The sequence below is a fragment of the Kosakonia sp. SMBL-WEM22 genome (assembly GCF_014490785.1).
Lineage (GTDB): Bacteria > Pseudomonadota > Gammaproteobacteria > Enterobacterales > Enterobacteriaceae > Kosakonia.
The window spans coordinates 1,065,721-1,088,651 of the sequence record NZ_CP051488.1; the positions used below are offsets into that span (position 1 = coordinate 1,065,721).

At 57.5% G+C, this 22,931-nt stretch carries 19 protein-coding genes, 1 tRNA gene and 1 pseudogene; 16 read left to right on the top strand and 5 right to left on the bottom strand.

The window, feature by feature from the left end:
• The first annotated feature begins 4 nt into the window (after nt 1-4).
• Genes HF650_RS05040 through HF650_RS05050 form a run of 3 tightly spaced genes read left to right on the top strand, consistent with a single transcriptional unit; the run spans nt 5 to nt 3,435 of the window.
• A complete protein-coding gene (locus tag HF650_RS05040) occupies nt 5-949 on the top strand; it encodes an ABC transporter permease (protein ID WP_187801436.1) in 945 nt (314 codons plus the stop codon).
• Nucleotides 949-1,824: an ABC transporter permease gene (locus HF650_RS05045; protein WP_187801437.1), complete on the top strand. Its 876-nt coding sequence runs from the start codon at nt 949-951 to the stop codon at nt 1,822-1,824. Before HF650_RS05040 ends, HF650_RS05045 begins: the two co-directional genes overlap by 1 nt.
• Before the next feature lie 9 nt (nt 1,825-1,833).
• The gene (locus tag HF650_RS05050; protein ID WP_187801438.1) at nt 1,834-3,435 is read left to right on the top strand and encodes a gamma-glutamyltransferase family protein; all 1,602 of its coding nucleotides are present in this window, start codon (nt 1,834-1,836) and stop codon (nt 3,433-3,435) included.
• 470 nt (nt 3,436-3,905) lie between these two features.
• Here HF650_RS05050 and HF650_RS05055 read toward each other — a convergent pair whose 3' ends face one another.
• Entirely contained in the window at nt 3,906-4,676 is a 771-nt protein-coding gene (locus HF650_RS05055) for an amidohydrolase (RefSeq protein ID WP_023478982.1), read from the bottom strand.
• A 109-nt stretch (nt 4,677-4,785) separates the two neighbouring features.
• Nucleotides 4,786-7,233 (bottom strand): acyl-CoA dehydrogenase FadE, encoded by a 2,448-nt coding sequence (gene fadE / locus HF650_RS05060; RefSeq protein ID WP_187801439.1) that lies wholly within the window; start codon nt 7,231-7,233, stop codon nt 4,786-4,788.
• Nucleotides 7,234-7,470: 237 nt separating this feature from the next.
• Here fadE and lpcA point away from each other — a divergent pair, with 237 nt between their 5' ends.
• The gene (lpcA, locus tag HF650_RS05065) at nt 7,471-8,052 is read left to right on the top strand and encodes a D-sedoheptulose 7-phosphate isomerase (protein ID WP_023479022.1); all 582 of its coding nucleotides are present in this window, start codon (nt 7,471-7,473) and stop codon (nt 8,050-8,052) included.
• A 141-nt stretch (nt 8,053-8,193) separates the two neighbouring features.
• Complete coding sequence (locus tag HF650_RS05070; RefSeq protein WP_187801440.1) at nt 8,194-8,961, top strand: class II glutamine amidotransferase; 768 nt, start codon at nt 8,194-8,196, stop codon at nt 8,959-8,961.
• On the opposite strand, the gene dpaA is transcribed toward HF650_RS05070, so the two are convergent.
• A complete protein-coding gene (gene dpaA / locus HF650_RS05075; protein WP_187801441.1) occupies nt 8,932-9,669 on the bottom strand; it encodes a peptidoglycan meso-diaminopimelic acid protein amidase in 738 nt (245 codons plus the stop codon). The genes HF650_RS05070 and dpaA overlap by 30 nt on opposite strands.
• A 350-nt stretch (nt 9,670-10,019) precedes the next feature.
• Here dpaA and dinB point away from each other — a divergent pair, with 350 nt between their 5' ends.
• The 3 genes from dinB (at nt 10,020) to prfH (ending at nt 13,032) form a co-directional block, all read left to right on the top strand.
• Nucleotides 10,020-11,075 carry a DNA polymerase IV gene (gene dinB, locus HF650_RS05080; protein ID WP_187801442.1) on the top strand — a complete coding sequence of 352 codons (1,056 nt, stop codon included), beginning with the start codon at nt 10,020-10,022 and terminating at the stop codon, nt 11,073-11,075.
• 206 nt (nt 11,076-11,281) lie between these two features.
• On the top strand, nt 11,282-12,421 hold the full coding sequence (locus tag HF650_RS05085) for an RNA ligase RtcB family protein (RefSeq protein ID WP_187801443.1): 1,140 nt from the start codon (nt 11,282-11,284) through the stop codon (nt 12,419-12,421).
• Nucleotides 12,418-13,032, top strand: coding sequence for a peptide chain release factor H (gene prfH / locus HF650_RS05090; protein ID WP_187801444.1), 615 nt, complete (start codon nt 12,418-12,420; stop codon nt 13,030-13,032). The genes HF650_RS05085 and prfH overlap by 4 nt, the downstream gene beginning before the upstream one ends.
• 41 nt (nt 13,033-13,073) lie before the next feature.
• Here the strand turns inward: prfH and pepD are convergent, their stop codons facing one another.
• Nucleotides 13,074-14,531, bottom strand: a complete 1,458-nt coding sequence (pepD, locus tag HF650_RS05095) for a cytosol nonspecific dipeptidase (RefSeq protein WP_187801445.1) — start codon at nt 14,529-14,531, stop codon at nt 13,074-13,076.
• A gap of 256 nt (nt 14,532-14,787) precedes the next feature.
• On the opposite strand from pepD, the gene gpt reads away from it, so the two are divergent.
• The 3 genes from gpt to crl all read left to right on the top strand — a co-directional run bounded on the left by gpt (nt 14,788) and on the right by crl (nt 17,048).
• The gene (gpt, locus tag HF650_RS05100) at nt 14,788-15,246 is read left to right on the top strand and encodes a xanthine phosphoribosyltransferase (protein WP_137849249.1); all 459 of its coding nucleotides are present in this window, start codon (nt 14,788-14,790) and stop codon (nt 15,244-15,246) included.
• A gap of 101 nt (nt 15,247-15,347) precedes the next feature.
• Complete coding sequence (gene frsA, locus HF650_RS05105) at nt 15,348-16,592, top strand: esterase FrsA (RefSeq protein ID WP_187801446.1); 1,245 nt, start codon at nt 15,348-15,350, stop codon at nt 16,590-16,592.
• 57 nt (nt 16,593-16,649) lie between these two features.
• Nucleotides 16,650-17,048: a sigma factor-binding protein Crl gene (gene crl / locus HF650_RS05110; protein ID WP_187801447.1), complete on the top strand. Its 399-nt coding sequence runs from the start codon at nt 16,650-16,652 to the stop codon at nt 17,046-17,048.
• 134 nt (nt 17,049-17,182) lie between these two features.
• Here the strand turns inward: crl and phoE are convergent, their stop codons facing one another.
• Complete coding sequence (gene phoE, locus HF650_RS05115) at nt 17,183-18,256, bottom strand: phosphoporin PhoE (RefSeq protein WP_187801448.1); 1,074 nt, start codon at nt 18,254-18,256, stop codon at nt 17,183-17,185.
• A 294-nt stretch (nt 18,257-18,550) separates the two neighbouring features.
• Between phoE and proB the strand changes: the two genes are divergently transcribed.
• The 5 genes and pseudogenes from proB to HF650_RS05135 all read left to right on the top strand — a co-directional run bounded on the left by proB (nt 18,551) and on the right by HF650_RS05135 (nt 22,886).
• Nucleotides 18,551-19,654, top strand: a complete 1,104-nt coding sequence (gene proB / locus HF650_RS05120; RefSeq protein ID WP_023479003.1) for a glutamate 5-kinase — start codon at nt 18,551-18,553, stop codon at nt 19,652-19,654.
• A gap of 11 nt (nt 19,655-19,665) precedes the next feature.
• Complete coding sequence (gene proA, locus HF650_RS05125; protein ID WP_187801449.1) at nt 19,666-20,919, top strand: glutamate-5-semialdehyde dehydrogenase; 1,254 nt, start codon at nt 19,666-19,668, stop codon at nt 20,917-20,919.
• 111 nt (nt 20,920-21,030) lie between these two features.
• Nucleotides 21,031-21,106 (top strand) — tRNA-Thr (locus HF650_RS05130).
• Between the two features lie 445 nt (nt 21,107-21,551).
• Nucleotides 21,552-21,735: pseudogene (locus HF650_RS25215) on the top strand (phage head morphogenesis protein); the annotation flags it as partial.
• Nucleotides 21,736-22,481: 746 nt separating this feature from the next.
• Entirely contained in the window at nt 22,482-22,886 is a 405-nt protein-coding gene (locus HF650_RS05135) for a putative T6SS immunity periplasmic lipoprotein (protein WP_187801450.1), read from the top strand.
• Nucleotides 22,887-22,931 lie beyond the last annotated feature (45 nt).

A 22,931-nucleotide genomic window follows, 5' to 3' on the forward strand; every position in this document is an offset into this window, starting at 1 on the left:
GACCATGCTGGAACTGATTTGCAAACGCCTGATGCTCGCGGTGCCGACCCTGCTGCTGGTGAGCATGATGGTGTTCGGGTTGCAGAAGCTGCTGCCCGGCGATCCGATCACCGCCATGCTCGGCGAAGAGCGCGATCCGGCGGTGATCGCTCAGCTGCGCGCGGAGCTGAACCTGGATGCACCGATTCCGGTGCAGTATTTCCACTGGTTGACCCGCGCGTTGCAGGGGGATCTGGGCGTCTCCTTACGGACGCAGGAGCCGGTGACCCATCTGATTGCCGCCAAGCTGCCGGTGACGTTGGAGATGTCGCTACTGGCGATGATCATCGCGCTGCTGGTTGGCATCAGCATGGGCATCCTTGCGGCGGTGAATAAGAACAGCTGGATCGATCACGGCACCAACTTTGTCGCCATCTCGGGAATTTCGGTGCCGCACTTCTGGCTGGGGATTTTGTTAATCCTCATCTTCTCGGTCAATTTGCAGTGGCTGCCCGCTTCCGGCTTTGTACCCTTTGCGGAAGATCCGCTGCAAAACCTGCGCACGCTGCTGCTGCCGTCGCTGGTGCTCGGCACCGGCCTTGCGGCGACGCTGATGCGCCACACCCGCGCGTCGATGATTGCGGTGCTGAAAGCCGATTACATCCGTACCGCCCGCGCCAAAGGGTTGCTGCCGAAAGCGGTGATCATGAAGCACGCCTTTCGTAACGCGCTGGTGCCGGTGATCACCCTGACAACGCTGCTGTTCGGCGAGTTACTTGGCGGTGCGGTGCTCACCGAGCAGGTGTTTACCATCCCCGGCTTCGGCAAAATGATTGTCGATTCCGTCTTCAACCGCGACTACGCGGTGGTGCAGGGCGTGGTGCTGGTGGTGGCGATCGGTTTTCTCGCCCTCAACCTGCTGGCCGACGTGCTGTATGTGCTGATTAACCCGAAAATGCGGAGCGAATAATGGCGGAACTCACCTCTGTCGGTGCGGCGGCTACGCTGCCGCGCAATGAAAACCGGGTGCTGAAGAAATTTCTCGCCAATAAAAGCGCGGTGCTTGGCGCGGTGATTGTTGGCATCTTTGTGCTTATCGCGCTGCTGGCACCGTGGATCGCACCGTTTGATCCGGTCAAAGCTGACTTTATGGCGGTGCGTAAAGCCCCCTCGGTGCTCTACTGGTTCGGCACCGATGAGCTGGGGCGCGACATTCTCTCGCGCATGGTGTGGGGGGCGCGCACCTCGCTGCTGGCGGGCTGCATCTCGGTGGTGATCGCCGTGGTGATTGGCGTGCCGCTCGGCCTGCTGGCCGGGTATTTTCAGGGGATGTGGGATGGGGTGATTTCGCGCGTTATTGAAGCGCTGCTCGCCTGCCCGTTTCTGATTATGGCGATTGCTCTCGGCGCGTTTCTCGGCCCAAGCCTGACCAACGCGATGATCGCCATCGGCCTTTCGGCGATGCCGATCTTTGCCCGCCTGACGCGCGGCCAGGTGATCGCCATTCGCAATGAAGAGTATATCGACGGCGCGCGGGCCATCGGCCTGCCGGACCGCTGGATCATCGTGCGCTATGTGCTGCCCAACGTGATGTCGCCGATTCTGGTGCAGGCCACGCTCGCTATCGCCTCGGCGATCATTACCGAAGCGAGCCTCTCGTTTCTCGGCCTCGGGCAGCAGCCACCTTACCCCTCCTGGGGGGCAATGCTTAACACGGCGAAAGGGTTCCTTGAGCAGGCGCCGTGGATGTCGATTTTTCCTGGTGTGGCGATCTTCCTCACCGTGCAGGGATTCAATTTACTCGGTGACGGGCTGCGCGATGCGCTCGATCCGCGCCACGACTAAGGAGTTTGCATGACTAAAGCGATTGATTTTAGCGTCGGTTACGCCTCACGCCGCGCGCCGATGATTGGCCAAAACGCGGTGGCAACCTCGCAGCCGCTGGCGGCGCAGGCCGGAATGCGTATGTTGCAGCAGGGCGGTAACGCGGTGGATGCAGCGATTGCCGCGGCAATGGCGCTAACGGTGGTCGAGCCGACCGGTTGCGGCATCGGCAGTGATGCCTTTGCCATTGTCTGGGATGGCAAAGAGCTGCATGGGCTGAACGCCTCTGGCCGCTCGCCCGCCAGCTGGCATGCGGATCTCTTTGCCGGTCTCGATGCGGTACCAGAGATTGGCTGGGATGCAGTGACGGTGCCGGGCGCGGTCTCTGGCTGGGTGGCGCTGGCAGAGCGCTTCGGCACGCTGCCGCTCACTACGCTGGCGCAACCGGCGATTGAGTATGCCCGCAACGGTTTTCCCGTCTCGCCGCTGATTGGCCATCTCTGGCAGCGCGGCTATGACAAGCTGAAAGATCAGCCGGGCTTCAGCGAATGTTTTGCGCCTGAAGGGCGTGCGCCGAAAATCGGCGAGATTTTCCGTAACCCGGCGCAGGCCCGCACGCTGGAGCTGATCGCCGAGACCAACGGTGAAGCCTTCTATCGCGGCGAGCTGGCGCAGAAGATCGCCGCCTTTGCACAGCAGCACGGCGCGCACCTGAGCAAAGCGGATCTGGCGAATCATGAAGCCAACTGGGTCTCGCTGCTGTCGCGCGACTTTGCCGGTGGCTCGGTGCAGGAGCTGCCGCCGAACGGGCAGGGGATTGCGACGCTGATTGCCCTCGGCATTCTCGAGCAGTGCGATATTGGCCGCTACGACCCTGATTCGGTGCAGTCGCTGCATCTGTCGATTGAGGCGATGAAGCTGGCGCTGGCGGATCTCGATCGCTATATCGCCGATGAAGATCACCTCGAGTTTGCCGCTGACCTGCTGCTCAGCGACAGCTACCTGAAAACCCGCGCGGCGCTGATCGATCCTGATAAAGCCTCCGACTTTGTCTACGGTTCGCCGACGCAGAGCGGCACGGTCTATCTCTCAACGGCGGACGCAAACGGCATGATGGTGTCGTTTATTCAGTCCAACTTTATGGGCTTTGGCTCGGGCGTGGTGGTGCCGGAGACCGGAATCAGCCTGCAAAACCGCGGCTGCGGCTTTGTGCTCGATCCGAAACACCCGAATGCGCTGGCGGGCAGCAAGCGTCCGTTCCACACCATTATTCCCGGCTTTGCGATGGGGGCAGACGGCAAGCCGTTGATGTCCTTTGGCGTGATGGGCGGGCCGATGCAGGCGCAGGGGCATATGCAGATGGCGCTGCGCATTATGCAGCACGGGCAGAACCCGCAGGCGGCGATTGACGCCCCGCGCTGGCGCGTGGTGCGCGGGCGGGAGGTGATTGTCGAGTCGACCCTCTCGCACAATGTGATCGCTGCCCTGCGCGATCGCGGGCATCAGATTACCGTTGAGGACCCGCAGGCGGGGTACAACTTTGGCGGCGCGCAGGTGATTTACCGCATGCCGGAGGGGCAGTATGTTGCCGCCACCGAGAGCCGCAAGGATGGGCAGGCATTGGTGAGTTAAGGGCGCTTCGTTCCCGTAGGCCGGATAAGCGTACGCGCCATCCGGCATTTTATCAGCGGTAACATTGCCGGATGGCGGCTGCGCCTTATCCGGCCTACGCGGTTCCAGCAGCGACTGTTTTTCATTGGGCGTCCATCTTACAGCGGTGGTGTTGACCCCCGCTGAAATCGGCGAACCGAAGCGTGAATGACAAGGTCTGGACGCCATGGATGGCGGACAGAGGCGAACCGAGACAGGATGTCGAGTCGAGCCGGCCGCAGTCAGGCACGCGTGAGGTGAGCGTAGTGCGCAGCACCGATTTCCTCGCGGGGCCGCGGGGATTGACAAGGGGGGAGCGGTCCCCCCTTGTCCCGTTCACCGCATAAGAGGTCAATGAAACCCCACCACGTATGGTGAACGGAACCCTTCCACCAATGCCACATGTCAGGCTCATTGCCGGATGGCGCGTAAACGCTTATCCGGCCTACGAATTATTCCAGAGTAAAGGGATCGGCGTCCTGCCAGGCGGGGAACTGGGTGCGGTACTCTTTCAGCGCGGTGAGTGACATCTCGGCGTCGATGCGCGTTGCCAGGTGCGCGTCGGCGCTGGCGACGATCTCCCCTTGCGGGCTAATCACCCGGCTGTCGCCGCGGTAGTGGTGACCATTCCCGTCGCTGCCGACGCGGTTACAGCCTGCCACCCAGGCCTGGTTCTCAATCGCGCGGGCCAGCAGCAGCGACTGCCAGTGCAGGGAGCGCGGCGCAGGCCAGTTGGCAACATAGAGCAGCAGATCGTACTCATCGCGGTTGCGCGACCAGACCGGAAAGCGCAGGTCGTAGCAGACCAGCGGCATAATGCGCCAGCCGCGCCACTCGAATATCACGCGCGTCTCGCCCGGCTGATAGTGGTGGTGCTCATCCGCCATGCGGAAAAGATGGCGCTTATCGTAAAAATGCACCTCGCCCTGCGGCTCGACCAGCAAGAAGCGGTTAACCGCGCCGCGATCCGTTTGCAGCGCCGCGCTGCCTGCGATCAGCGCGTTAGTCTGCCGCGCTTTATCACGCATCCAGCTCACCACCTCCTCCTGCGATAATGACCGCGTGGCGGCTTCCATCGCAAAGCCGGTGGTGAACATCTCCGGCAGGACAATCACATCGCGCCCGCTAATCCCTTCCAGTTGCACATCAAAATGGCGCAGGTTCGCCGGGCCATCCATCCACGCCAGCGGTTGTTGTAACAGCGTAATTTTTAAACCAGGCACAATCGTGACTCCCCTTCAGACAGCATCGGCACACTGTAGCACGCCAAAAAACGAAAAAAACCCGCAGGGTTGCGGGTTTTGTCGAAGGAGGAGGGGAGCCGTCAGGCGCTTAGGCGGCTTCGGGCTTGCGCAGCTTTTCCGGCGTGTGGATCACCGGTTGTGTCGCCAGCGCATCCGGTTCAAAGTCGTCAACGTTGATGGTACGCAGACGGCTCGCTTCCGCTTTAATCAGCAGCGCCGCTTCATCCTGGTTAATCAGCCCGCTCGCCAGCGCCTGGTTAGCCAGATCGTCCAGACGGGTAAACGGCAGGTTTTTACCCAGCGATTTACAGATGCGCTGATGGATCGGGTCGGCGGCCATGACATCAACCAGCGCCTCTTCCAGCAGCCCAACCGGGTTGTGCTCGCTCGGGGTCAGGTATTGACCGCGACCAATGCGCGAACGGGTAGCGTTTGGTGTTTGCAGGATCTTCGCCACTTTATGATCGAGCCTGTCGGACGGCGCACGGTAGTGGCGACCGGTCGGGAAGATGATAAAGCTCAGCATGCCCGCCACAAGACGGTTCGGGAAGTTCTCCAGCAGGTCGACCATCGCTTGCTCAGCCTGGTAGAGCGCATCCTGCACGCCCCAGTGCACCAGCGGCAGATCCGCTTCCTGGCGACCTTCGTCGTCGTAGCGCTTCAGCACCGCTGAGGCGAGGAACAGCTGGCTTAACACATCACCCAGACGGGCGGAGATGCGTTCGCGGCGTTTCAGGCTACCGCCGAGCACCGCCATTGAGATATCCGACAGCAGCGCCAGGTTGGCACTCAGGCGGTTCAGGTGCTGGTAGTAACGCTTAGTGGCATCTCCGGTCGGCGAGGCGCTGGTTAAACCGCGCGTCAGGCCGAGCCACAGGCTGCGCATCTCATTACTGCCGACATGGCCGATATGTTTAAACAGCAGCTTATCGAACGCATCAACGTCGTTGTTCTGCGCGGCGGCCATCTCTTCCAGCACATAGGGATGGCAGCGAATCGCCCCCTGACCGAAGATCATCATCGTACGGGTGAGGATGTTCGCGCCCTCAACGGTAATGGCGATCGGCGCGCCCTGGTAAGCACGGGCGAGGAAGTTACCTTCGCCGAGCATAATGCCTTTACCGCCGGCAATATCCATCGCATCAATGATTGCCTGCTGACCACGGTGCGTACAGTGATATTTCACAATCGCTGACAGCACCGCCGGTTTTTCGCCGAGCATAATGCCGTAGGTGATCAGCGACGCCGCAGCGTCCATCACATAGGCGTTACCGGCAATACGCGCCAACGGCTCTTCGATACCTTCCATCTTGCCAATCGCCACTTTGAACTGACGGCGAATGTGGGCGTAAGCACCAATACCCAGCGCGACCGATTTCACGCCGCCCGTTGAGTTGGAGGGCAGGGTGATGCCGCGACCGACGGAGAGACACTCCACCAGCATACGCCAGCCCTGACCGGCCATTTTCGGGCCGCCGATGATGTAATCAATCGGTACGAAGATATCTTTCCCGCGCGTCGGGCCGTTCTGGAACGGAACGTTCAGCGGGAAGTGACGACGACCAATCTCCACGCCTGGCGTCGAGGTCGGGATCAGCGCACAGGTAATGCCCAGCTCTTCCGCGCCGCCCAGCAGTTTGTCCGGGTCGGAGAGTTTAAACGCCAGGCCAAGTACGGTAGCAATCGGGGCCAGCGTAATGTAACGCTTGTTCCAGGTGAGACGCATGCCGAGCACCTGCTCGCCCTGCCACTCGCCCATGCAGACCACGCCGGTATCCGGAATAGCGCCCGCATCGGAACCCGCTTCCGGGCTGGTCAGCGCAAAGCAGGGGATCTCCTGCCCACACGCCAGGCGCGGCAGGTAGTGATCTTTCTGCGCCTGCGTGCCGTAGTGTTGCAGCAGCTCGCCCGGGCCTAAGGAGTTAGGCACGCCGACGGTGATCGACAGGATGCCGGAGACGCCGGAGAGTTTTTGCAGCACGCGGGATTGCGCATAAGCAGAGAACTCCAGTCCGCCGTACTCTTTTTTGATGATCATCGCGAAGAAGCGGTGCTCTTTAAGATAGGCCCACAGCTCCGGCGGCAGATCGGCCATCTCATGGGTGATCTGGAAGTCGTTTGCCATGCGGCACGCCTCTTCAACCGGGCCGTCGAGGAAGGCCTGCTCTTCAGCGGTCAGGCGCGGCTGCGGGTAGTTGTGCAGCTTTTTCCAGTCCGGGTTACCGCGAAACAGATCGCCTTCCCACCAGGTGGTGCCTGCGTCGATGGCCTCTTTCTCCGTGCGCGACATCGGCGGCATCACTTTGCGGAAACCGCGGAACACCGGCGCGGAGATAAAAGATTTACGCATCGGCGTGAAGTTGAGCGGCAGGAGGATAAGCGCCACCGGCACCAGCATCCAGAGAGACCAGATGCCCGCCAGCCCAAGGGCTGCGGTCCATGCCAGCAGGATCACGCTGCTGAGCAGCAGATTGACGCGGTGATAGAAGAGCACACCGAGCAGAACGAGCGTTGCGACAATACTCAAAATCATCATAACGAAAAGCTCCCTTCTTGTAGGAGGTCTGACCACTTGTGATGTATTGTTTGTAGTGGATGTCATTTCTTTTAGCAATGTGTTTACAAAATAATTACAACCTGGTTCACATTGTTGAGGCCATTTAGCGCACGGAAAATGAAAACGGCGGTGGGAGGGGTGGCTTTAGCTTCTCGGCTGAAGGGCTATCCGGTACACTGCGCAATGTTATTTACATTTATGCTGAAGGATATCCTCATGTACCAGGATCTTATTCGTAACGAACTGAACGAAGCGGCGGAAACGCTGGCGAACTTCTTGAAAGATGAAGCCAATATTCACGCTATTCAGCGCGCGGCGGTGCTGCTGGCCGACAGCTTTAAAGCCGGTGGCAAAGTGCTGTCCTGCGGTAACGGCGGCTCGCACTGCGATGCGATGCACTTTGCGGAGGAGTTAACCGGGCGCTACCGTGAGAACCGTCCTGGCTACCCGGCGATCGCCATTTCTGATGTCAGCCATATCTCCTGCGTCAGCAACGACTTCGGTTACGACTATGTATTCTCCCGCTATGTGGAAGCCGTTGGCCGCGAAGGCGACGTGCTGCTGGGGATCTCAACCTCCGGTAATTCTGGCAACGTGATCAAAGCGATTGCTGCGGCGCGTGAGAAGGGGATGAAAGTGATCACCCTGACTGGTAAAGATGGCGGCAAAATGGCCGGCACTGCGGATATCGAAATTCGCGTACCGCACTTTGGCTACGCCGATCGCATTCAGGAGATCCATATCAAAGTGATCCATATCCTGATTCAGCTGATCGAAAAAGAGATGGTTAAGGCGTAAAGCAGGCTTTTTCTTTGCCCTGTTCAGCCTGGGCAGCGCTCAACGTTCCTGCGTGACTTCGCAGTTAATCGCGGCGCTGCCCGTGCTTGACGGGCTGCAACAATAACGCCTTCTCAGAGTGAGGCGGTTGTGGAGGTGACTATGTGCGAACTGCTCGGGATGAGCGCTAACGTGCCGACCGATATCTGCTTTAGTTTTACCGGTCTCGTCCAGCGCGGCGGGGGAACCGGGCCGCATAAAGATGGCTGGGGTATCACCTTCTATGAAGGCAAAGGCTGTCGCACCTTCAAAGATCCGCAACCAAGCTACAACTCGCCCGTCGCCAAACTGGTGCAGGAGTACCCGATCAAATCCTGCTCGGTGATTGCCCATATTCGCCAGGCGAACCGCGGCGAAGTGGCACTGGAAAATACCCATCCCTTTACCCGTGAACTCTGGGGCCGCAACTGGACCTACGCCCACAACGGCCAACTGACAGGCTATAAATCGTTGCAGACCGGCAACTTCCGCCCGGTGGGTGAAACGGACAGTGAAAAAGCCTTTTGCTGGATGCTGCACAAGCTGACGCAGCGCTACCCGCGCACGCCGGGCAACATGGAAGCGGTGTTTAAGTATATTGCGACGCTGGCGCTGGAGCTGCGTGAGAAGGGCGTGTTCAATATGCTGCTGTCGGACGGGCGCTATGTGATGGCGTTCTGCTCCACCAACCTCTTCTCCATTACCCGGCGCGCGCCGTTTGGCGTGGCGAAGCTGCTGGATCAGGATGTGGAGATCGATTTTCAGCGCGAGACCACACCCAATGATGTGGTCACGGTGATTGCAACGCAGCCGTTAACGGCGAACGAAACCTGGCACAAGATTATGCCAGGCGAGTGGGCCTTATTTTGCCTCGGTGAGCGTATAGTTTGACGCCAGCTGCGGCTGCACGGAGGTGGTCAGCGGCTTGCTGACCACGTAGCGTCCATCCACCACGGCGACAATCGGCGGCTGGTGGGTGGCGGCGAAGTAGTCATACCCCGGCTTCAACTGCTTCCAGAAATCCGCATAAGTCGAATATTTGTGACGCTGCATATTTGCATCGGTCATGCGGAACGGATAGATATTCACCTGCACGCTCGGCTGGCCGAAAATCAGCGCCGCGGTGACAAACTGGAAGATCTCATCAATGCCGGTATCCGTCATGGCATAGCAGCCGATGGAGACGCAGGCACCGTGAATCATCAGGTATTTGCCTTCATAACCGTGGGCGCGGTCGAAAGTGTTCGGAAAGCCGATATTGATCGCTTTGTAGAAACGGCTGTCCGGCTTCAGCTGGCTGCGCTGTACCGAATAGAACCCCTCCGGGCTTTTAAAATCGCCCTGACGGCGTTTCGGCCCAAGGCCGCCGGAGTAGTTGCAGATTCTGTAGCTGTCGAGCAGCTGATACTGTTCGCCCATCTTGACGTAGAGATCAAGGGTGCGCTCTTCTTTGAAGATCTGGATATAGACCGGCGACCCCATCAACTGCTGTTTAAACTCTTTGCTTACCGGCTTAGTGGCACTGTTGCTGCCAACCAGGCCAGCAAAGGAGACGCACGGGATCAGAAGCATCGCAATGAACAATGCGATTTTGCGCATACAACGTGTTTCCTTGATAAAACGGATACGACTTTGCCAGAACGGCAAAAGATGCCCAGAATTCGGACAATTCTGTTTTGAGCGCTCACCTTAGCACTCCGACATTTTTTCGCAAGCCCCGAATAGCGGTGATTCCGCGCCCGTCGATCCTGTTGATTCTCTTTTCGCCATCGAGCAAAAAGTGTTCTGTTTTGCCTTTCAACCACCTGCGCGATTTGGCGACGACTATTATGAAAGTAAAAGGCGAGAATTAAACAGCCGATTGCCCTCTTTTCGGCGGTTTCTCGGCTGGCTTCTCATTTCACTGGAGCGTGCTGTATACTTGTCCAGTGTTCTGTGAGGGTGTACGCATGCGCAAAATCATACATGTCGATATGGACTGCTTTTTCGCGGCGGTAGAGATGCGCGACAACCCGGCCCTGCGCGACATTCCGATTGCCATTGGCGGCAGCCGCGTGCAGCGAGGCGTCATCAGCACCGCCAACTACCCGGCACGCAAATATGGCGTGCGCAGCGCGATGCCGACCGGGATGGCGCTAAAACTCTGCCCGCATCTCACGCTGTTACCCGGCCGTTTCGACGCCTATAAAGAAGCCTCCCGCCAGATCCGCGACATCTTCTCGCGCTACACCTCACTGATTGAACCCCTGTCGCTGGATGAAGCCTATCTTGATGTTACCGACAGCCCGCACTGCCACGGCTCTGCAACGCTGATGGCGCAGGAGATCCGCCAGACCATCTTTAAAGAGACGCAGCTTACCGCCTCGGCGGGCATCGCGCCGGTGAAGTTCCTCGCCAAAATCGCCTCCGATCTCAACAAGCCCGACGGGCAATATGTGATTACTCCGGCGGAGGTGCCAGCTTTTCTGCGCACGCTGCCACTGAGCAAAATCCCCGGCGTCGGCAAAGTTTCGGCGGCCAAGCTGGAGACCCTTGGGCTGCGCACCTGTGAAGATGTGCAGAAGAGCGATCTCGCCATGCTGCTTAAGCGGTTTGGCAAGTTTGGCCGCGTATTATGGGAGCGCAGCCAGGGGATTGATGAGCGGGAGATCAGCAGCGAGCGGCTGCGAAAATCGGTCGGCGTCGAGCGCACGCTGGTGGAGGATATTCATCAGTGGGAGGAGTGCGAGGCGATTATCGAGCGGCTCTACCCGGAGCTCGAGCGGCGGCTTTCGGTGGTGAAACCGGATCTGCGCATCGCCCGCCAGGGGGTGAAACTGAAGTTCAACGACTTCCAGCTCACCACTCAGGAGCATGTCTGGCCCTGCCTGAATAAAGAGGATCTGCTCGCCACCGCGCGCCAGGCCTGGGATGAGCGACGCGGCGGGCGCGGCGTCCGTCTTGTTGGTCTACATGTCACACTGCTCGACCCGCAGCTTGAGCGCCAGCTGGTACTCGGGCTGTAACCCTACCAGAATTTGCGCTGGTAATTTCCCGCCCGCTTCTCTATCATCCCCGGCGTTTATTCATTCCCTGTTAACTGCAAAGGAGGTTCACCATGACACACCATGCCCTGATTTCTCTTTGCAGACCTCTCCAGGCTTAATTCTTTAAAACTTGCCCCTGGTTTCGTCTGCCAATTCCTTTTATTTCTCTACATATGGATTGGTATATGGGCAATTCTGTTTGTCATATCTCAGACGCGATCTCTTATATTGCGTCGGAAAACCTGTGGATCGAAGGTTCAGCGATCCAGCAATTACACACCACTGCGGCACTGCCAGGAATGACGCGCGTCGTCGGCATGCCGGATCTTCACCCCGGCCGCGGCTACCCGATTGGCGCAGCCTTTTTCTCCATCGGCCGTTTCTACCCGGCGCTGGTCGGGAACGATATCGGCTGCGGCATGGCGCTGTGGCAGACCGACCTGGTACGGCGCAAATATAACGCCGATAAGGTCGAAAAACGGCTCAGTGCGCTGGGCGATACGGCATCTGCCGACTGGCTGGATGACGCCGTGCCGGATGCGTGGCAAAACCACCCCTGGCGCGCCGCGCTGGGATCGATCGGCGGCGGGAACCACTTTGCCGAGCTGCAACAGGTCGATAGCGTGACCGATGCGGCGCTGTTTGCGCAAAGCGGCCTCGATGAGCAGCGCCTGCTGTTACTGGCCCACAGCGGTTCGCGCGGGCTGGGACAGCAGATTTTGCGCCGCCACGTCGACGCCTTCTCGCACGCCGGGCTGGAGGAGGGGAGCGACGCGGCTCGCCACTATCTTACCGAGCACGATGACGCGCTCAATTTTGCCCGCATCAACCGGGCGCTGATTGCGCGGCGTATCCTCGATCATCTCAACGCCGATGGCGAAGCGCTGCTCGATGTGGCGCATAACTTTGTTGAAGCCTGCACCGTGGGCGGTGAAGCCGGTTGGCTGCATCGCAAAGGGGCGACGCCGGACGGGCAGGGCCTGGTGGTGATCCCCGGTTCACGTGGCGATCACAGCTGGCTGGTGATGCCGAAAGTGCGCGAGGTGAGCCTCTATTCGCTGGCGCACGGCGCGGGACGCAAATGGATGCGCACCGAGTGCAAAGGTCGACTGTCCGGGAAATTCACTCCGGCACAGCTGGCGCGTACGTCGCTCGGTAGTCGGGTGATTTGCCGCGATCGTCAACTGATCTATGAAGAAGCGCCGCAGGCGTATAAGTCGGTTGAGAGCGTGCTCGAGTGCCTGGTCGACGCCGATCTGGTGACGCCGGTTGCACGCCTGCGCCCGGTGTTAACCCTGAAAGTGAGCGGAGGGGCGGGTGAATGAGACTGTTGCAACTCTCCTCCGCGCAGGGGCCTGATGAGTGCTGCCTGGCGGTGGGTAAAGCGTTAGCGCGGCTGATGGAAGAGGCCGGGGCGCAAAAGGTGTCGCTGGCGGTAATCGAAACGGAAGCGGCGCGCCAGCCAGGCGCTTACCGCTCGGTGCTGGTCTCACTCGATGGCGAAAACGCGCAGGCGCTGAGTGCGCGCTGGTGCGGCACGGTGCAGTGGATCTGCTCAAGCCCCTATCGCGCCAATCATGCACGGAAGAACTGGTTTATCGGCGTGGCGGAGTTTATTCCGCAGACGGCGCTGCAGGATAGTGCGATTCGCTTTGAGACGCTGCGCTCATCCGGGCCGGCCGGCCAGCATGTGAATAAAACCGATTCCGCCGTGCGTGCTACGCACATTGCCACCGGCATCAGCGTAAAAGTGCAGTCGGAGCGCAGCCAGCATGCGAATAAGCGGCTGGCGATGCTACTGATTTCACACCGTCTGGAGCAGGCGCAGGATGACCAGCGCGCGGCGCTTAAGTCGGAACGCAGGCTGTTTCATCATCAGATAGCGCGCGGCAACCCGGTGCGCACCTTTAAGGGGCCGGGGTTTAAAGCACAGTAAAGGAAGGAAAATGTCCGCGCCGGGCGGCGCGGACAGCAGGCTTATTTAGCCGGGATAGATTTCAGCAGCTCGGTCAGCAGGGTCCAGTATTGGCCGACGCTTTCGATATGCACTTGCTCATCCGGCGAGTGCGGGCCGGTAATGGTCGGCCCAATCGACACCATATCCATCTCCGGATAGGGTTTTTTGAACAGACCACACTCCAGACCCGCGTGGATGATCTGAATGTTCGGCATCTTGTTGAACAGACGCTGATAGGTTTCACGCACCAGCGCCATCACCGGCGACTGGGCATCCGGTTGCCAGCCCGGATAGCCGCCTTTCGGTGCGGTCTTCGCACCGGCCAGCGCGCCAAGGGATTCCAGCATGCTTACCACGTAATCTTTGCCGCTATCGATCAGCGAGCGGATCAGGCAAATGATCTCAGCGCTGTCGTCCTGTAATGTCACCACGCCGACGTTCAGCGAAGTTTCCACCACGCCTTTGGCGACGTCAGAGTTGCGGATCACGCCGTTCGGCGTGGCGTTCAGCAGGCGGACAAACGCATCGCGCGACTGCGCGGTCAGCGCCGATTTGTCGCTGCTTACGCTGTCGACCAGCACCACCAGATTCTTCTCTTTCGCTTCCAGCTCGTTTTTCAGGATCGCCTGGTATTCAGTCGCCAGGGTTTTCAGCTGTTCGGCTTTATCCGCTGGCAGGGCGATCACCGCAAATGCTTCGCGCGGAATGGCGTTACGCAGCGTACCGCCTGTGAAGTCGAGCAGACGCAGATCCAGATCGGCAGCATGGGCCGCCAGGAAGCGCGCGAGCAGTTTGTTGGCGTTGCCCAGACCTAAATGGATATCCGCGCCGGAGTGGCCGCCTTTCAGCCCTTTCAGCGTCAGTTTGACGGTCTCAAAACCGGCAGGCACCGCTTCGCGGGTCAGGGGCAGGGTGGTGATAAAATCGATACCGCCTGCGCAGCCCATATAGATCTCACCCTCTTCTTCAGAGTCGGTGTTGATCAGGATATCTGCCTGCAACCAGTTCGCCTGTAAGCCGAATGCGCCATCCATGCCCGCTTCTTCCGTCATGGTCAGCAACACTTCCAGCGGGCCATGTTGCACGGTGGAGTCTGCCAGCACTGCCAGCGCAGAGGCCATACCGATGCCGTTATCCGCGCCGAGCGTGGTGCCGCGCGCTTTTACCCACTCGCCGTCAACATAGGGGCGAATCGGGTCTTTGGTGAAGTCGTGTTCTGTGTCGTTGTTCTTCTGCGGCACCATATCGAGGTGCGCCTGCAGCACGACCGGCTTGCGGTTTTCCATCCCGGGGGTGGCCGGTTTGCGGATCAGGATATTGCCCACTTGATCACGCTCTGCGTGCAGACCTTGCTCTTTCGCCCAGCCCATAATGTGTTCGGCAAGCTGTTCTTCATGGTAAGAGGGGTGCGGAATAGAGCAGATTTTGGCAAAAATATCCCACAGCGGCTGCGGAGATAGTTGAGACAGTTCAGACACGATGAGTCTCCTTAAAAGCGCCTGCGGACAGGTTGCGTGCAGGTCGCGGGTTAGATAAACGAATCGCAAGACCCTCTTGCGAGATGCGGTTGAGAATACCACTTTATCGCGACAGCGCGAGCACGGGATTGGGGAAAAAGCGGCGGCGATGCCGGGTAAGACTGGTTTTTAGCGCCTCAGATCTCTATAATCTCGCGCAACCTATTTCCCCCTCGAACACTTTTTAAGCCGTAAAACACAGGCTGGGACACTTCACATGAGCGAAAAATACGTCGTCACCTGGGACATGTTGCAGATTCACGCCCGCAAACTTGCTGCCCGTTTAATGCCTTCAGAACAGTGGAAAGGCATTATCGCCGTAAGCCGTGGCGGTCTGGTTCCAGGCGCGCTGCTGGCGCGTGAACTGGGTATTCGTCATGTCGATACCGTTTGTATCTCCAGCTATGACCACGACAACCAGCGCGAACTGAAAGTGCTGAAGCGCGCGGAAGGCGACGGCGAAGGCTTTATCGTGATTGACGATCTGGTGGATACCGGCGGCACCGCCGTGGCGATCCGCGAAATGTATCCGAAAGCACATTTTGTCACTATCTTCGCCAAGCCGGCCGGTCGCCCGCTGGTGAATGATTATGTGATTGATATCCCGCAGGATACCTGGATTGAGCAGCCGTGGGATATGGGCGTGGTCTTCGTTCCGCCCATCAGCGGCCGTTAATCCTCCCTTGCTGTACACACGCCCGGTTCTGCCGGGCGTTGTTCTTTTTGGCGCGTCACGGGTTACAATGCCCTCCGGTGAATTTTAAGGAGCTGCGCGCCATGCCCCAGTCAAATCTTAGCGAAACGCTGTTCAAACCCCGCTTTAAATACCCTGAGACCTCAACGCTGGTGCGCCGCTTTAACCCTGGCGTGCAGCCGCCCGTGCAGTCCGCGCTGGATGGCAACAACGTGCCGCAGTGGTACCGGATGATCAACCGGCTGATGTGGATCTGGCGCGGCATTGACGCGCGCGAGATCCTCGAAGTGCAGGCGCGCATCGTGATGAGCCAGGCCGAGCGCACCGATGCGGAACTGCTCGATACGGTGGTCGGCTACCGCAACGGCAACTGGATCTACGAATGGTCCGCGCAGGCGATGAACTGGCAGCAAAAAGCGATGCAGGAGACGGACAGTGCGCTGAGCGGCCGCCACTGGCTGCATGCCTCCAACTTATATAGCATCGCGGCCTATCCCCATATTAAAGGCGATAGCCTGGCCGAGCAGGCTCAGGCGCTGGCTAACCGCGCCTATGAAGAGGCTGCTCAGCGTCTGCCGGGGAGCATTAAAGAGCTGGAGTTCGCTATTCCCGGCGGCGCGCCGGCCACCGGCTTTCTGCATATGCCGGAAGGCGAGGGCCCCTTTCCAACGGTGCTGATGTGCGGCGGGTTGGATGGCCTGCAGATCGATTACTACACCCTCTATGAGCGCTACCTGGCTCCGAGGGGCATTGCCATGCTGACGCTCGATATGCCCTCGGTGGGCTTCTCTACTAAATGGAAGCTGACCCAGGACTCCAGCCTGCTGCATCAGCATGCGCTCCAGGCATTGCCGAACATTCCGTGGATCGACCACACCCGCGTGGCGGCCTTTGGTTTCCGCTTTGGTGCCAATGTGGCGGTACGGTTGGCCTATCTTGAAGCGTCGCGCCTGAAAGCCGTGGCCTGCCTCGGGCCGGTGGTGCACTCCCTGCTCAGCGAGCCGCTGCGGCAGGGCGAGGTGCCGGAGATGTATCTCGATGTGCTCGCCAGCCGCTTAGGCATGCATGATGCTTCCGATGAGGCGCTGCGCGTCGAACTTAACCGCTATTCATTAAAAACACAGGGGTTACTCGGCCGCCGCTGCCCGACGCCGATGCTCTCCGGTTTCTGGCAAAACGATCCCTTCAGCCCGGAGGCGGAGTCGCGCTTAATCACCTCTTCATCCAGCAATGGAAAGCTGCTCGACATCCCGTTTAACCCGGTTTATCGCAATTTTGACGCTGCGCTGAGAAAGATTGTTGACTGGATCAACCATCAGCTCGGTTAATACTTTGAGAAATTCCATTGATTTGGTAAAACAGTTGCATCACAAAAGGAGATCGCAATGACGTTACCAAGTGGACATCCGAAAAGCAGGTTGATTAAAAAGTTTACTGCGCTAGGACCTTATATCCGCGAAGAGCAGTGCGAAGAAAACCGTTTTTTCTTTGATTGCCTGGCAGTTTGCGTGAATGTGAAACCCGCGCCGGAAAAACGCGAGTTTTGGGGATGGTGGATGGAAATGGAAGCGCAGGAGAAGCGCTTTACCTATCGCTACCACTTTGGGCTCTTCGACAAAGAGGGGCACTGGAAACCCACCGCCATCAAAGACCAGGAAGTGGTCGACCGTCTGGAAAAAACGCTGCGCGACTTCCACGAGCGCGCGCGTACGCTGTTAGCCTCCCTTGAGCTAAAGCTTGAACCTGCCGATGACTTCAAAGAGAAGTTAAAACTCCCCGCATAACGCCCCTGATAAAAAATGCCCGGCTGCTCTTCGCACGCCGGGCATGAACAGGCACTGGCCTGCTTTCTCCCATCAGACGGGAAAAAAATGCCCTCAACCGAGGGCATTTCCTATAACGAGGGTCACGACAGGGTTTAGAACTGGTAGGTTACGCCAACGGCAACAACGTCGTCGTCAGCAATGCCCAGCTTGTTGTCATCTTTGATCTGGTTGATTTTGTAATCGACCATCGCCGAGAAGTTTTTGTTGAAGTAGTAGGTGGCACCAACGTCGATGTAGTTCACCAAATCTTCGTCGCCGATACCGTTTTCCATATCTTTGCCTTTGCTCAGCACGTAGCCCACGGACGGACGCAGGCCGAAATCGAACTGGTACTGTGCGACGGCTTCAAAGTTCTGCGCTTTGTTGGCAAAGCCCAGGGTAGAGGAGACCGGCGTCATGTTGTATGAGACGGAGTAGAAGGTCGCCAGGTAGACGTTGTTGGCGTCATATTTCACGCCGGTCGCCCAGGCTTCCGCATTCTGACCACGGCCCAGTGCCAGGTCGGTGTTCTGCGCGTTGGTACGGTCAGAATTGGCGTAAGCACCAATGATCGTGACCGGGCTACCACCGAAATCATAGGCCAGAGAGGTGCCCCAGCCGTCGCCGTTCTGCTTGATGATGCTGCTACGGCCGTTTTCGTTTTTACCCTGATACTGCAGGGTCATGTCCAGGCCATCCACCATGCCGAAGAAATCGGTGTTGCGGTAGGTCGCCACGCCAGTGGTGCGCTTGGTCATAAAGTTATCGGTACGGGTCAGCGAGTCGCCGCCGAACTCCGGGAACATATCGGTCACGGAGGCCACGTCGTAGAGCACGCCGAGGTTACGACCGTAATCGATAGAACCAAAATCTTTGATTTTCAGACCGGCAAAGGCCAGACGGGTCTTCTGGCCCGAAGTGGTTTCGTCGTTGTTACCGGCGAATTCAGATTCCCAACGACCAAAACCGGTCAGCTGGTCGTTAATCTGGGTTTCACCTTTGAAGCCGAAACGCACGTAGGTTTTGTCACCGTCGTTGTTGGTGTCATCACTGAAGTAGTGCATGGCTTTCACTTTGCCGTACACGTCCAGTTTGTTGCCATTCTTGTTATAGACTTCCGCCGCGTGAACAGAAGAAGCCGATGCAACAACGCCCAGTACCATTAATGCCAGAGTGCTCTTTTTCATTTTGAATTCCTGATTGAACTAACGCGCCACTATTCGCTGGGCTCTCGCCCCGTGAAAAACAGGAAGGGTTGTAACGCTCTGAAATGAAAGATTTATGACAAAGTAAGAGTAATTTGAAAAAGTTATGTTTTTTTGTGTTTGCCATAAAATTGTCAAACTCTGCCGCTACGCTTGCTGATCCCGCGCAACAAAAAAGTGGTCGATTCACGCTGGCGGTTGGCAAGCGCGCTCACTCCTGTTACAACGTCTGATTACTAATAAACTTCTTATTTTTTCTAAAAACGGCAGAGAATCATGAGTGACAGCCAGACGCTGGTGGTAAAACTCGGCACCAGTGTTTTAACAGGCGGTTCCCGTCGCCTGAACCGCGCCCATATTGTGGAGCTGGTGCGCCAGTGCGCGCAGCAGCACGCCGCCGGGCATCGCATTGTAATCGTGACTTCCGGCGCCATCGCCGCCGGGCGTGAGCATCTGGGCTACCCGGAACTGCCCGCCACCATCGCCTCAAAACAGCTGCTGGCGGCCGTTGGTCAGAGCCGCTTGATTCAGCTCTGGGAGCAGCTCTTCTCCATTTACGGCATTCATATTGGTCAGATGTTGCTGACCCGCGCCGATATGGAGGACCGCGAGCGCTTCCTCAACGCACGCGACACGCTGCGCGCGCTGCTTGATAACAACATCGTGCCGGTGATTAACGAGAACGACGCCGTGGCGACCACGGAGATTAAAGTCGGCGATAACGATAACCTCTCGGCGCTGGCTGCGATTCTGGCCGGAGCCGATAAGCTGCTGCTGTTGACCGATCAGCAGGGGCTGTTTACTGCCGATCCGCGCAACAACCCGCAGGCGGAGCTGATTAAAGATGTCTACGGCATTGATGACGCGCTGCGCGCTATTGCGGGCGACAGCGTTTCCGGCCTCGGCACCGGCGGCATGGGCACCAAGTTACAGGCCGCCGACGTTGCCTGCCGCGCGGGAATCGAGACGATTATCGCCGCAGGCGGCAAGCCCGGCGTTATCGCCGATGTGGTGAGCGGCACGCCGGTCGGCACACGTTTTCATGCCCAGACTTCGCCGCTGGAGAACCGTAAACGCTGGATTTTCGGCGCACCGCCTGCCGGTGAGATCTCCGTTGATGAAGGGGCAACCGCCGCCATTCTTGAGCGCGGCAGTTCGCTGCTGCCGAAAGGGATCAAGAGCGTGACAGGCAACTTCTCCCGTGGGGAAGTGATCCGCATTTGTAATCTGCAGGGGCGCGATATCGCCCACGGCGTAAGCCGCTACAACAGCGATGCGTTGCGCCGGATTGCCGGCCACCATTCGCAGCAGATTGATGAGATTCTGGGCTATGAGTATGGCCCTGTCGCGGTGCACCGCGACGATATGATCACCCGTTAAGGAGCAGAGGTATGCTGGAACAGATGGGCATCGCGGCGAAAGCTGCGTCATACAAGCTGGCGTTGCTCACAAGCCAGGAAAAAAACCGCGTGCTGGAGAAGATTGCCGACTATTTAGAGGCGCAGTCCGAGGCGATTTTGCGCGCCAACGAACAGGATCTGCAGGAAGCGCGCAGTAATGGTCTTAGCGAGGCGCTGCTCGACCGCCTGGCGCTCAACCCGGCGCGGTTAAAAAGCATCGCCGACGATGTGCGCCAGGTGTGCAAGCTCGCCGATCCGGTCGGCCAGGTGATCGATGGCGGCATGCTGGACAGCGGGCTGCGCATTGAGCGCCGCCGCGTGCCGCTCGGCGTGATCGGCGTGATTTACGAAGCGCGCCCGAACGTCACCATCGACGTCGCCTCTCTGTGCCTGAAAACCGGCAACGCCGCGATCCTGCGCGGCGGGAAAGAGACCTGGCGCACCAACGCCGCGACAGTAAAAGTGATTCAGCAAGCGCTGGAGGAGTGCGGTTTACCGGCGGGCGCGGTACAAGCGATTGAGAGCCCGGATCGCGCGCTGGTCAACGAGATGCTGCGTATGGATAAATACATCGACATGCTGATCCCGCGCGGCGGGGCAGGGCTGCATAAGCTCTGCCGCGAGCAGTCGACGATCCCGGTTATCACCGGCGGCATCGGCGTTTGCCATATTCTGGTCGACGAGACGGCAGAGATCGACCCGGCGCTGAAGATTATCGTTAATGCTAAAACCCAGCGCCCAAGCACCTGTAACACCGTCGAGACGCTGCTGGTGCATCAGGGCATTGCCAAGACCTTTTTGCCAGCGCTCAGCCAGCAGATGGCAGAGAGCGGCGTGACGCTACACGCGGACGAGCAGTCTTTCGCCCTGTTGCAAAGCGGCCCGGCGAAGGTTGAAGCGGTGAAGGCGGAGCAGTATGACGATGAGTTTCTGTCGCTGGATCTGAATGTGAAGATCGTCGCCGATCTTGACGATGCGATCGATCATATTCGCCAGCACGGCACGCAGCACTCCGATGCGATCCTCACTCGCACTCTGCGCAACGCCAACCGCTTTATCAACGAGGTCGATTCTTCAGCTGTATATGTGAACGCCTCGACGCGCTTTACCGACGGCGGCCAGTTTGGCCTCGGCGCGGAAGTGGCGGTCAGCACGCAGAAGCTGCACGCGCGCGGCCCGATGGGCCTCGAAGCGCTGACTACCTATAAGTGGATCGGTTTTGGTGACGATACCATTCGTGCGTAAATAAAGTCGGGTGATGCAAAAGTAGCCGTTTGATTCACAGGGGCATTGACGCATCACCCGCTTAGTTTTAACCTTCTAACCCGTGATTCACGCTCGTGAACACCTCGCAGGGCCGATATAGCTCAGTTGGTAGAGCAGCGCATTCGTAATGCGAAGGTCGTAGGTTCGACTCCTATTATCGGCACCACTTCAAACGCGGCTTCACGCGATATTTACCAGTTCAGCAAAAGCGCCTTGTGCCATATTTGTGCCATTCCCCACCAGGAACGCATCGATTTGCGACCGTTCAAGCTCGACAATGTTTGATCGGCGTAAAGCAGTGGCCAATGCAAAAATCCAGACAGTTTAATATGGTCGGGTAACTCCCTAATGAGGCTTGCCGCTTCCTCTTTGGTCAGCCCGCGGATGCGCTTGTTTTTTGGTACCAGGCATTTGATATTCGGAGCCTTTGGCTATTCATCTTCAGAACTGTCAAAACACGTACGCCAAACAGTTCCGCTGTCTTTACACCAACAAGAGGATCGGGTAAATCCCCGACAACTTATACCTTCCGGTTTATACGTTAAGGGATATTGGGGTGGGCGACTCGACGGCGATCTAGTTCGTTCGTGAGATCGGTACCGAATTCCACGTTATCCGCTCTCAAGCCTACAACGAGAGCATCGCACGCCACGGCACGGAAAAACATTCTCGTCTCAAGAGGTGAGGGATTTTTACGCCAGAGACGGCAACAGGCATCACTGCTACTGCGGAAACATACCGTACCCGCTGAACGACGACGGTAGCATCTTTAATAAAGGGCTGGCGGAAAAGTGAGCGGCTTGGTTAAGTTTAAATTTAAATAAGTGTTAAATTACTAACCAAACAACTCACTCTGGTCAGGTAAAGCATGGGCATCATGGATGGGTCAAGCACCCGGAGAAGTGCAAAGGCACGCCCGGGCCGCAAGTGCCACTGGAAACCGACTTTAGAAATGGTGAATAATCTGATGCGTGGTTTATCGCCTGGGAGGTTTATGAGCTATATCCCCTCAACACGGCTAACCGACAGTTACGCTCATTTGGCAGTGAAATATTTACCTTCCCGACAGGAGAGCCACCAACGGTCATTTTGCAGAAGGTGAGGCTGTAGGTGGGAATATAGTTTTTCAAAATTTCAGCTTTTTGAAAGAATTGTTAAAACTACCATTACTCAATGGTATGGCATATTCTTATGATTCGTAAAATTTTATGTTATGTATATTTAGGCATGATATTTGTTTAAATTTAGGGGGTAAAATAATTCATGACCTGACTTACCTTTAGAGCCTGCTGTTCCGGGCTTACCCTCTGTGGGACGGCATAGACAGGGAGTCGAGTAAGGCGTGTTGCGTCTACCAAATAATAGACATACACTTGATGTTAAATATTTTTTTACCTGCTAAAATGTCCCTATTTGTTTATGGATTGAAAACATGATTGTTATATCAGGCAGAAGGTAAGCATTAAAAATACAGAGGTGACGATAAATATAATGATATTCCAAAGTTGTACTAAAATATTCTTATCGGGCGAGGCTGATTGATGAAAAAATTACTGATGTTATGCTCATTATTTCTTCTGGCAGGTTGCCCCGGCCCAGGGGATCGTTTACCCGACAGGCAAAATGCACAGGTTAAAAATAATGGAAATACTCCATGTATTACCTATGCCGTTAGGCCCGGTGATCGTGTCTCATCTGTTCAAATTGGAAGTTCAGCTGGAGAAAAGGATAGTTTCCGCAAAATCCTGGATGAAAGTCCATTCTATCCTGTGAGCGGTAAATGCTTACCCACATTCGATTACCGATTTGAAGCTGACAAAGAGTATGTAATCTATTACAGCGTGGATAATGATAATATCAAACGAGAAAGAATAATTCAGGCGAGTTTTTCGCTGAATATGGCCAGGAAAGAGTTGTCGCGATGGCCACGGTTTCAGCTTGAATAATAGAAAGCTGAGATCCTGGGTTTACGAAATAATTGAAAATACGTG